14 protein-coding genes are annotated in these 11,178 nt (G+C 41.3%); 2 read left to right on the top strand and 12 right to left on the bottom strand.

The genetic code is table 11. The features are described 5' to 3' along the window. From ACY2VW_RS10105 to ACY2VW_RS10095, 3 genes are all read right to left on the bottom strand, one after another. Positions 1–379 (bottom strand): NUDIX hydrolase (locus ACY2VW_RS10105; protein ID WP_461877980.1); only part of this gene is annotated, 379 nt, incomplete at its 3' end. A gap of 299 nt (positions 380–678) precedes the next feature. Next, positions 679–1,041, bottom strand: coding sequence for a type II toxin-antitoxin system HicB family antitoxin (locus tag ACY2VW_RS10100; protein WP_055221441.1), 363 nt, complete (start codon positions 1,039–1,041; stop codon positions 679–681). Beyond that, positions 1,025–1,282 (bottom strand): type II toxin-antitoxin system HicA family toxin, encoded by a 258-nt coding sequence (locus tag ACY2VW_RS10095; protein ID WP_055054195.1) that lies wholly within the window; start codon positions 1,280–1,282, stop codon positions 1,025–1,027. Before ACY2VW_RS10095 ends, ACY2VW_RS10100 begins: the two co-directional genes overlap by 17 nt. A gap of 638 nt (positions 1,283–1,920) precedes the next feature. Here ACY2VW_RS10095 and ACY2VW_RS10090 point away from each other — a divergent pair. Beyond that, positions 1,921–2,700: a hypothetical protein gene (locus tag ACY2VW_RS10090; RefSeq protein ID WP_055221355.1), complete on the top strand. Its 780-nt coding sequence runs from the start codon at positions 1,921–1,923 to the stop codon at positions 2,698–2,700. 127 nt (positions 2,701–2,827) lie between these two features. On the opposite strand, the gene ACY2VW_RS10085 is transcribed toward ACY2VW_RS10090, so the two are convergent. The 8 genes from ACY2VW_RS10085 to ACY2VW_RS10050 form a co-directional block, all read right to left on the bottom strand. Next, positions 2,828–3,205: a TnpV protein gene (locus tag ACY2VW_RS10085; RefSeq protein WP_055221353.1), complete on the bottom strand. Its 378-nt coding sequence runs from the start codon at positions 3,203–3,205 to the stop codon at positions 2,828–2,830. Between the two features lie 12 nt (positions 3,206–3,217). Continuing rightward, positions 3,218–4,858 (bottom strand): MobA/MobL family protein, encoded by a 1,641-nt coding sequence (locus ACY2VW_RS10080; protein ID WP_461877979.1) that lies wholly within the window; start codon positions 4,856–4,858, stop codon positions 3,218–3,220. 222 nt (positions 4,859–5,080) lie between these two features. Then, positions 5,081–5,308, bottom strand: coding sequence for a DUF5348 domain-containing protein (locus tag ACY2VW_RS10075; protein WP_044931899.1), 228 nt, complete (start codon positions 5,306–5,308; stop codon positions 5,081–5,083). Positions 5,309–5,392: 84 nt separating this feature from the next. Then, the gene (locus ACY2VW_RS10070; RefSeq protein ID WP_461877978.1) at positions 5,393–5,593 is read right to left on the bottom strand and encodes a hypothetical protein; all 201 of its coding nucleotides are present in this window, start codon (positions 5,591–5,593) and stop codon (positions 5,393–5,395) included. 118 nt (positions 5,594–5,711) lie between these two features. Beyond that, positions 5,712–6,875 carry an AAA family ATPase gene (locus tag ACY2VW_RS10065; RefSeq protein WP_172704709.1) on the bottom strand — a complete coding sequence of 388 codons (1,164 nt, stop codon included), beginning with the start codon at positions 6,873–6,875 and terminating at the stop codon, positions 5,712–5,714. Beyond that, on the bottom strand, positions 6,872–7,195 hold the full coding sequence (locus tag ACY2VW_RS10060) for a plasmid mobilization protein (RefSeq protein ID WP_055221345.1): 324 nt from the start codon (positions 7,193–7,195) through the stop codon (positions 6,872–6,874). Before ACY2VW_RS10060 ends, ACY2VW_RS10065 begins: the two co-directional genes overlap by 4 nt. Continuing rightward, the gene (locus ACY2VW_RS10055) at positions 7,196–8,281 is read right to left on the bottom strand and encodes a site-specific integrase (protein ID WP_055221343.1); all 1,086 of its coding nucleotides are present in this window, start codon (positions 8,279–8,281) and stop codon (positions 7,196–7,198) included. An 18-nt stretch (positions 8,282–8,299) separates the two neighbouring features. Further along, positions 8,300–8,479, bottom strand: a complete 180-nt coding sequence (locus ACY2VW_RS10050; RefSeq protein ID WP_055221341.1) for a helix-turn-helix domain-containing protein — start codon at positions 8,477–8,479, stop codon at positions 8,300–8,302. A gap of 356 nt (positions 8,480–8,835) precedes the next feature. On the opposite strand from ACY2VW_RS10050, the gene ACY2VW_RS10045 reads away from it, so the two are divergent. Then, entirely contained in the window at positions 8,836–9,363 is a 528-nt protein-coding gene (locus ACY2VW_RS10045) for a helix-turn-helix domain-containing protein (protein WP_055221339.1), read from the top strand. 178 nt (positions 9,364–9,541) lie between these two features. On the opposite strand, the gene guaA is transcribed toward ACY2VW_RS10045, so the two are convergent. Continuing rightward, complete coding sequence (gene guaA / locus ACY2VW_RS10040) at positions 9,542–11,086, bottom strand: glutamine-hydrolyzing GMP synthase (protein WP_118666345.1); 1,545 nt, start codon at positions 11,084–11,086, stop codon at positions 9,542–9,544. Between the last annotated feature and the right edge of the window lie 92 nt (positions 11,087–11,178).

The following is an 11,178-nucleotide window of genomic DNA, read 5'->3' as shown; positions in this document are numbered from 1 at the left end:
GTGAAACCCAACAGAAATCCAAATCAATTCTTTCATTATCCAGCTCATCATATCCATGAAACACACCATCTAATGGAATATTATCATCCATCAGATGTACATTATAATATAAGCATATCTGATGACACGGTCTTTTCCCCCATGGAAAATAAATTTCTCCGATTGCTAACAGATTATCTACCTCTATCTTAGCATGAAGCTCTTCTTCAAATTCCCGTTTAAGAGTTTCCATACTTGTCTCCATAGCCGCAACATGTCCTCCAATAATGGCATAATCATCATTCTTCGGACGCTGTAACAAGATTTTGCCATTATGTTTCAATATACCGCCAACTCTGTATGAAAATACAAAATCATCACTTTTAAATAAAATATCCACTTAACCACCTACCAATCATTACCTTGAAACACATATCATATTTATATATTACTCTCCCCACAAATAGAGCCATTTGATAAAACAAATGCCGGAAACCCGCATAAATACAGGCTTTCGGCATTTTAGTCCGTTATTCAAACTCGGCTTCATCATCGTTCTTCTCAAACAGTTTTGTTTAAGTTTTATAACTTTCCAGCCGATATTTTATCTCTGTTACATATATTATTCTGGCTCACTGATTCTCTGTTGCCAATATGTTGCCACTCCATTATAGCGGTACTAAAACTATTCCGCAACCATTATTTTGAGTACACCGCATCATTTTTAGAAAGAAGGTATACGCAATACTGATTCATGCTGATTCCCTCTCTCTGCGAATGTTCTGCCAGTGATCGGTGCAGGCTCCGGGGGATTCTCAACTTAAACTGACCGGAATAATCCTCCAAACTGTCCGGCTCATGAATCTCCACACCATCTTCCAATGCAGCTTCCAGCCATGCCCTTTTCGCATCCAGTGCATTCGCAACCGCACTTTCCACAGTCTCTCCACAGGTAATACAGCCAGGCAAATCCGGATAAGAAACCACAAATCCGCCTTCATCTTTATCTTCTACAATTTCCATACGATAGGACATTGCCATGTAATCATTCAGCGTCTTCATCATTCTTCGCCTCACTTTCTACAATCTGCCTTACCATTTCCACATATACTTTCTTAATCGGTTCATGCTTTGGTATTGTAATTGGCATACAGCCTTGTTTTCTGAATGTATAATGACTGCTTCCGCTTCTCGGTGCATTCATTTCATATCCGTAGCTTTCCAATACTTTCCGCAGCTCATCAAACCGGAGGTCTTTCGATAAATTGCATATACGTGTTATCAGTTTATCCCATTTTGACATTCTTTATACCTCCTGCATTTATTATATATGGTATCGTATATGGCGTCAATATTTTTGTTGTATGTTGCCAAACCATTCTATCATGAACACCATACTAATTTAACTTATGAAAAATAATTTTACTTGTTTTTTTACACATTTTTACGTTATCACGTTATTAGATTTTACACCTGTATGGTATTATAAAAAAAATTATAATACACGGAGGTGTACTTAATGAATCTAAAGAAATGCAGACAAATACTTAATGCTATTGCGCTGTTAGTAGTAATAATTGTTTTTGCTTCAAACATTCCCCTTTTTAATTCAATTCACAAAGAAATGATTTATGTATCTATATTTCTTATAATTATTGACATTATTTTTGGATTTACCTTTTTACGATGTCCGCACTGCAAAAAATTATTAAATTTTAAATGGTCTTCCCAAAGTATTTGTCATAATTGCGGAGCACGATTAGATGATGATGTTTCGAAATCATAGCCTTCAAAATTATATAATATTTTGAAACAATCTATTGTTTGGATACTTTTTAAACGTGTATTTTGGAGAGGAGGCGAATCCCATGGATACACTACACCAATAAAAGGAAGCTGTTTGATTCAATTAATTACACATGCTAAAATGGAGGAATTTTTATGTCGATGAAAATTAAACAATTAATCTCTGCCACTTTAACTATGATTATGATATTTTCGCTATTTTCAGGCAATATTGTACATGCTGCAAATGTTGAAGCCACAGCAACAAATAGTTCAACAAATATACGCACTGAACTCACTTTTCTTGAAGGTACACCCGGAGATAATCATTTAGTTTACACTTATCTCGAAAATGGAAAACAATATAAAGTGGTCGAAAATGCTGATGCTGATTTTATGAACGTAAATTCTACAACCTATGTAATGAATGCTGATGGTAATTATGTAGAAGATAAATCTCAGGTACTTGATATTCAACCTAACGGCGACTGTCATTTGACAACTACTGATTCACAAGGAATTTCAAAAACTTCACAAATAGATACATTTGCTGTTGTTGAATCTGTTAATACATCTATGGATACTAACCAATCCAGTGTTTATAGGGCATATACTGATCCAGGCACTGGCGAATGGGTAACAAAAGTATGGGATGGTAGTTCATTCATATACAATATGACTGTTTCAGCTATTAGTGCTGTGCTCGGTGCAGCTCTTGGCGGAAAAGTAGGAGCAGCTATTGGTGCCATTGCCGCTGAATTCTTTAAAAAAGGTTCTGATTATGCTTACTATCATGTAGTTGATAATTGGATGATGAGCAAATTATATCCAATGACTGTTGTCATCAGGGAAGCGACACACACTACTTACTACTTAGACTCCAAGCATAAATATTCAACGGGAACCGACTACTATGAATATGATGGCAGATGGTAAATATCTGTATTAAAAAAAGTCTATCAGAAAAAATCTGTAAATAAGATTCTTACTATGAATAAAGGGCAAAAAATTCTTTAACGAACTTTTTGCCCTTGTTGTATAGTGAATTTATTTTTATTCATTCTTATCCATAAACAAACTTTTTCAGCACAAATTCCTCCGCACAAGCCCGAATATTATTCATTCGCCTAACCCATGCCATCTGATCCTGCATTTTCAATTCTTCTGTCACTCTCTGCTGCTCTTTCATCTGTTCCACCAGTCTGTCCATCATCTGATGACACTCTTCGTCAATCTGATACAAATGCTCATTTAACTTCCCGGAAAGCACCAGTTCCAGATACAGGCTCTTCCGATGCTCTTTCAGATACGTTCTCCGCATCATTCCATACTTTCCAATTGGATACCTCGTCTCCTCCGGGAGGTACAGGTCTGGATAATACAGACCGTCCTCTCCAAGCGAGTAGCTGATTCCATTTTCTCCCATGATGTGTTTCTCCATGAATTCTTCCTCCTATCTTGCCCCTCGGTCTTTACTCTGGCTTCGGGTACGCTGTGTATTTTTCTGTTCCTGCTCTATTTTCTTTCTGTTTGCCGCCAGTTTTGCTCTGACACCATGTGACTGCTGTTCCGGCTCTTTTCCGTTTTCCTGTTTCCACTGTGCGATCACTTTCTGATACTGGCTGTACTCAGACTTTGCAATCTGGAAGTCTTTCAAAAACTCCTGCACATTCCGGTATCCAACTCGCTGTACGATCTTCGGAAGATAATCTTTCATGTCTCTAATCTGGCTTGTCAGTTCTGTGATTTCTTTCTGTAATTCCTTTTTCTTTCTGCCCTTGAACCAGCCTTTAACTTCCGACAGTTCTTTTTTCTTAGCGGTACGCTGCTGTTCTTTCTTGTAGATTACCGTATTCTGCTGTTCCAGTTCATTATAAACCTTGAAGAATCTTGGGTATTTCGATGCCATCCTTGTCATTTCCGATTGCTTTGTCTCTGGTTTTTCCTGTTCCGGTGCTTTTGGCATCGACTCATGTGCGTCTGCTTGGGTATTTTCTGTATCTGACACTTGTGTTGCTGTTTTCTCAAGCATTATATCTTCATCTGTCTGATTTATTTCTTCTTTCTGGACAGACACTTCCTTGTACTTTTTCATAAGAACTGACTCAATCATCAGCTCCAGTGCAGCAATCGCCACTGTAACGAATCCTGCAAATAATCTTGGTTTTCTCCCAATCTGTGAAATAGCACCCTTAATCGGCTCCGAAATCTGTTTACGTTTCACTTCCAAAATATGTGGCTCCGACACACCACTGATTAGTGCCACATCAACTGTCCGGTTCCACTCCTGTCGTTTCTGATTATCTGATTCAATCTCTTGTGCTTTAGGATTATTCTTTCCGATTTTCTTAGTTGCAAGATAAATACCGCCACGCTCAAAGACTTGCAGCTTTTGTTTATCGTCCTTCACATACAGATTCATCAAATCTGTATAGGAATGCTTCACTTCTTCCAAAAACGCATTGCTTTTAAAGTACTCATCCTTAACGGTAAATATTCGCTTCTCGTAAACCTCGCCCTTCTTCACAATATAGCAACCTTCCCGAATCTGACCATCTTCCCCAAGTATCTCTTTCTTAGTACGGACATGCTTTCCATTTTTATCATAGAACCTATTCCGGCTGGCAATCTTGATGATCGGTTCATCCAATAATTTCCGTTCCGAAAAGATCAAATGAATATGATAATTCGTTTTCCTTTTATTGTGGTGCAATGCCGATATACACTCTGTTCCATAATTCTGCTTGAAATGCTCTGTAAACAGCTTCAGCAGCATATCCGGCTGGTACTCCACGAAACTTTCCGGCAAGGCAATAATCAGTTCTCTGGCTTCGATACATTTCCCTTCTGTTCCGCTTTTTACAAATTCTTCCTGATTGCATTTGGCAAGTTCCCGCCAGAATTTTCGCTCCGTAGTCTCATAAACAGCATAGAGATTTTCCTGCTTTGCATGACTGGATATATAAGTGATTCGACCTTTTACGTTACTTAATTTTGTCATTTGAATAAATGAATTTCTTACGATAGGCACTCCCTCCTCTTTCTTCGGCAAAGTAAATTCTGCCATATTTTTTGTGAGTGGATGCTTAGGCATCCGTTTACGAACTCATTGCCGTATCCGGCATTTAAGCTCCCGGCAGGGCGAAATACGCTGAGCATAAATCGTCAGATTTGTGCGATGGGTGTATTTCGCTCTCAAACGCCGAGGGCTTTGGTAAGTGCTTTTGTCAGCCGTAGCTGCCGGGCTTATGCTTTTCATCTTGGGCGTATCCGCCCATTTTTATATGCCCGTATCCGGGCTGTTTTTCATTCTGAATCACTCTGGTATTCTTGCCCGGACATACTCCAAATCGCCGCAATACGGTGTTCCCACAAGATACCATTCCATTGCAGGATTCATCTCCATTCTGGTTTTTACCCACTTATCATCCACGAGAACTTCCATACACTCTCCACAGTGAAATCCTGTATCTACCCACAAATCCATGGACAGCAAGCCGTATCTGCCATTTTCACAGTTGTAACCTAATCTTCCTTCTCTCATTGTGTGCTTCTCCTTTCCAGTTTTCTCCTTGTCCGCTCTATACAGGGGCGTGCCACGCTCCTGTTCTTACCATCAAGGAAGAAATTACCAACGAAAACTCTCCGGCACTCCTCGCCTGTTCAGATATTCTTTTCTCGCTCGTTCCCGTTCTTCCTCTGTCGGAGCAGTTTTAAACTTTCCATACAGGTCACGCATTACCATCTTGTCCAGCTTTTTCTCCAGTTCCTGCTTGATTTCGCTCTCGCAACCTACATCCTCCATTAAATGAAACCGAAGTAACTGCATAAATAATTCCTGTGATATTTGCACATTTTTCATCTTATCCCATCCTTTCCGTGACGGTCGTGACGATAGTGACGATGTTTTCACTACCGGCACGCTATATAAATTACCGTCACCATCGTCACATATCGTCACGCTGGCTTCCCATATAGGTCAGATAAATTCGTCTGCCCTCATGTCCACGCTCTGATCTATACTGGATTCCATATTCTATCAGCAGACGTTCCAGACTGACATTCAGTTTTCGTGACAAAGCATTCGGCTGCATCTCCACTTGCAGAAACTCTGTCAGTTCGGTTGCTGTTCCCGTCCATTCCGGCTGTTCTGCTGTTATCAGTTCTTTGATTTTTTCAAGTAGTGGATCTTCTGGCTCTTTCCAGAGTTCTGTTTCTGTCTTGGTCAGCTCCCAGACACATCTCTCCCGGTTGAAATTCAGCCACAGCTTCTGATCCTGCTGGTCACGTCCTGCTACTTCCAAAACTGCCTTGTTATCTGTCCGCTTTTCTTTCTGCATGACAAATGCCCCATCCGCAGCTCCCAGCAGTCCATTCGTGCCGGAAATCATGTCAAAGCTGTCCGAGGATTCCATTTTCCTTGTGTGATGCACCACCAGAAAGCAGATGCCATAATGGTCACTGAACGCTTTCAACTTCGTCACAATCTCATAGTCACTGGCATAACTGAATTTATCTCCGCCAACTTCTCGGACTTTCTGGAGCGTATCAATGATAATGAGCCTTGCATCCTTATGCTCTGTTACAAACTGTACAAGTTGCTGCTCCAGTCCGGCGTTTAATGATTTTGACTTTGTAGCAAAATAAAAATTCTCACTGCCTTCCATTCCAAACATCTGCGATAACCGTTTCTGTAACCTTGCATAATCATCTTCCAGTGCCAGATACAGGACAGTTCCCTGTCTTACCGGAAATCCCCATAAGGGAAGTCCTTTGCTGATGTGATACCCGATCTGTGCCATAAAGAATGATTTCCCAATTTTCGGAGAACCTACAAAGAGATACGTTCCGTTATACAAAAGTCCGTCCACAATCGGCAGCTTCGGTGGATAAGCTGTATCATATAATTCCATCATGGAAACGGTTTCCAGTTCATCCGGATTCTTTTTATTTGCTGATTTTGCCACATTTTCTGCATTATTTGTGGCTTGCAGATTGCCCTTAACGGGCAAATCTGCTATACTTTGGTTGGTTATTTTATTATTTAATGGCTGTTCCCCATCTGCGCCAACAGATGCTACCGGAGCAGTCATTTTTTCTTTTGTCATCAATCCTCATCCTCCTTCATTCCATTCAGTGTCTCTGCAACTAACTGCAAGGTATAAAGCAATTCCTCATTTTCCTCTGAAAACTGCTCAATCCTTTTCAACTCCTCATAAAGCTCTGCCATCTGATTTTTCAGTGCCTTATACACTCTCGGATTGCCCTGCACTACAATGTCCCGGCACATCAGCCTTCTCACAATATAGTCCTGCTTGGTCAGTCCCGAAAGCCGGACACACACATCAATCTGCTTTGCTTCTTCCTCAGATACCCGGAAAGCTACCGTTTTGTTTCTCCATCTGCCCCTGTTGTCAAGTTTTCTGTCCATCTACTCATCCTCCTTTTTCATGCGTTCCATATCCAGCTTTTCAGCCATTTCCGTCTGAACAGTTGGAAACAGATGTGCATATTTCAATGTGATTTTCTCTGCTTCATGCCCCATACGCTCTGCTATGGCAAGCACAGTGAATCCCATGTGAATCAACAGGGAAACATGACTATGACGGAGTGCATGAACCTTAATCTTCTTTAATCCGGCTTCTTTTACGCCACGACGCATCTCATGATCCAGATAAGATTTTGTCACCGTAAAAATGCGGTCATCCGGCTTCACTTCATACAGCATTTTCATATACTCCTGAATCTCCTCGCAGAGAAACTTCGGCATCTTGATTGTCCGGTTGCTTTTCGCAGTCTTTGGTGTAGTAATGATGTCCCTGCCCTTTGACCTGTGATACGTTTTGCTGATCTTTACGGTCTGCTTCTCGAAATCAAAATCAGAAGGGCAGAGGGCAAGCAGCTCGCCGGAACGGATACCTGTCCAGTACAGCATTTCAAATGCATAGTAGGAGCGTGGCTTATCCATCATCACTTCCGCAAATTTCAGATATTCTTCCTTCGTCCAGAACTCCACTTCCTTGCTCGTCTGTACTTTCATGCAACCTGCACGCTTCGCCGGATTATAGGGCAGATTGTAAAAATTGACCGCATGGTTGAAGATTGCTGTAAGCTGTGCATGAATCGTTTTCAGATAATCACCGGAATATGGTTTTCCCTTCTCATCCCGGTATTTCATCAACTCATTCTGCCATGCGATTACATCCTTTGCTTCAATGTCTGCAATCTTGCGTTTGCCGAAGTAGGGAAGAATTTTCTTCTCTATCACATGGCTCTTGGATTCCCATGTGCTTTCCTTCAGCCTTGCCTTTTTATCCTCTGCATAGATTTCATAGAAGCTCGCAAATGTCATATCCAGCTTGGAATCCTGCTTTAATAATTGTTCTCGCTCCCACGCCAGTGCATCTCGCTTCGTCTGAAACCCTCTTTTCTGTGTCTGTTTCCGTTCCCCGGTAAAATCGGTATAACGGAACACTACCCGCCACGTTCCTGTGGCATTATCTTTGTATACAGCCATTCAACCACTTCCTTTCCCTTATTCGCTGTAACATACTTTTTTACGAAAGTAATTCGCATCCACTCTGCCCCTGACAGTGATATAGCCAAGTGCTTCCATCTCATCATTTAACTGTCTGACCAGCTTATAGGCATAAGATTTTGATACGCCTAAAGCGTCTGCTACATCCTGGGCTGTCATAAAATTCTTGTTCGTCATACACTTCATCTCCTCTCGTTTGTTTTTCATTTTCTTTGTTCTTCGCCATTCTCCCTCCCCCGTTCCTGACAAGTTGCCCTGCTCGGTACTTTGTCGTATTTCCACCTTCGGCACGCTCGCTTTTGGTCATCGCCTGTTCTTCCAGTGGTATCAGTTCGGATGGTCATTTAATTGTCTTAACTTATTTTGTTTAAGTTTCTGTATCTGTACTATGCTAACTTTTTTGAGTTAAGTCAATAGGTTTGCAGAAAAATTCTTAAATTTTTTAGTTTAAGTTTTCTTGCTATTCTCTTTTATCTGTGGTACACTCAGCTTAAACAGAAAAGTTTTATATCATCTGGAAGGAGATTCATACAATGGCAATCGGAAAACGTATTAAATTTTTTCGGAATAAAAAAGGCATGACACAAAAACAGTTCGGGGAGATGCTTGGTTTTCTCGGCAAAACTTCCGATGTGCGTATGGCACAGTATGAAGCAGAAGCAAGAATCCCCAAGTTTGACCTCTTAAAGGAAATGGCTGGCATCCTCAGTGTAAGCACCCACGCCTTGAATGTCCCGGACATTGACAGCTATATTGGTCTTATGCATACCTTTTTTGCATTGGAAGATATGTATGGACTGAAAATCAAAGACATTGACGGTGAACTCTGCCTTTGTCTTGACAGAAACAATCCATCCTATCTTTCCATGTTCGATATGTTCCATGCCTGGCAGCAACAGTCAGCAAAACTGGAAAACGGAGAAATCAGCAGGGAAGAATATGATGAATGGAGATACCAATATCCGGCACTTGATACATCCGGACATTATGCAAAAGTTCCTTCTCAGGAACTGAGCGATCTGCTCATCAAAGAACTTGATAAAGAATCGAAGAAAAAATAGACATCAAAAAAACCTTACCGATATTCAGTTTTCATTCTGAAAATCAGTAAGGTTTTTCTATACATAACTAAGATATTTTATTTTCTAAATAAGGATTGAATGTTGCCAAATCGTTGCCAACCATTAAACAAATTTGCTTGGAAGCGTTGATTTTACTGGACTTCTTTTGGCTGTTTCCTTATTCAAACTCGATGGTTGCCGGTGGTTTTCCTGTGCAATCATACATAACGCGATTGATGTGTTTTACTTCATTTACAATTCTGCTCGTTGTTTTTCCGATGACATCCCACGGAATTTCTGCGCTTTCGGCTGTCATGAAATCGGTAGTGGTTACGGCACGGAGGGCGATAGCATAATCATACGTTCTTTCATCTCCCATGACTCCGACAGAACGCATATTGGTCAGTGCTGCGAAGTACTGGCCGATTTCGTGAGCGATTCCGGCTTTGTCAATTTCTTCACGCCAGATTGCGTCGGCATCCTGAACCATTTTAACTTTCTCAGCGGTTACTTCACCGATGATACGAATACCAAGACCCGGACCTGGGAATGGCTGACGGAATACAAGATATTCCGGAATTCCGAGTTCAAGACCGGCTTTTCTTACTTCATCTTTGAAAAGGTTGCGCAGTGGCTCGATGATTTCTTTGAAATCTACGTAATCCGGCAGTCCTCCGACATTATGGTGAGATTTGATAACGGTGGATTCTCCGCCGACACCACTCTCTACAACGTCCGGGTAGATGGTTCCCTGTACAAGGAAGTCTACCGCACCGATTTTCTTTGCCTCTTCTTCGAAGACACGGATAAATTCTTCACCGATGATTTTACGTTTTTTCTCCGGCTCTTCTACGCCTTTTAATTTGGCATAGAAACGCTCCTGTGCATTAACACGGATGAAATTCAGGTCATACGGACCCTCCGGTCCGAATACAGCCTCTACCTCATCGCCTTCGTTTTTACGCAGCAGACCGTGGTCAACAAAAACGCAGGTGAGCTGATTGCCAACTGCTTTTGAAAGCATAACAGCTGCAACAGAAGAATCAACGCCGCCGGAAAGGGCACAGAGCACTTTTCCATCGCCAACTTTTTCTCGAATAGCTTTGATGGATTCTTCCACGAAGGAGTCCATATGCCAGTCGCCGGCACATTTACATACATTGTATACAAAGTTGGAAAGCATCTTCTTTCCTTCTTTTGTATGAAGAACCTCTGGATGGAACTGGGTTGCATAGAGATTTTTCTCTACGTTTGCAACGGCTGCTACCGGACAGTCCTCCGTATGGGCAATGATTTCAAAGCCCGGGGCGGCTTTGGAAATATAGTCATTGTGGCTCATCCAGCAGATTGTTTTTTCAGATACATTTTCGAACAGTGCGGAACTGGTATCTACAGTTACCTCAATTTTTCCATATTCTCTGACCGGTGCTACTTCTACTTTTCCGCCGAGCAGATGCATCATCAGCTGTGATCCGTAGCAGATGCCGAGGATCGGGATTCCAAGTTCAAAAATTTCTTTTGTATAAGTCGGGGAATCCGGCAGATATGCGCTGTTCGGGCCGCCGGTGAAGATAATACCTTTCGGCTGAATTTCTTTGATCTTTTCGATGTCTGTTTTGTAAGAATAAATCTCACAGTAAACGTTGCACTCACGTACACGTCTTGCAATTAACTGATTGTACTGACCGCCAAAATCAAGTACGATAACCGTTTCTCTTTTCAAGAACGTTCCCTCCTGTTTTTTCTTCTGTGCATGATGAACTACATGCGTTTTTTGGGTTTGATGCTAATTATAGTAAAGAAACCGTAAAATTT

This window comes from Fusicatenibacter sp. (assembly GCF_977045365.1).
The sequence above is the reverse complement of the archived record's forward strand: the minus strand, read 5'-3'. Positions and strand labels throughout refer to the sequence as shown.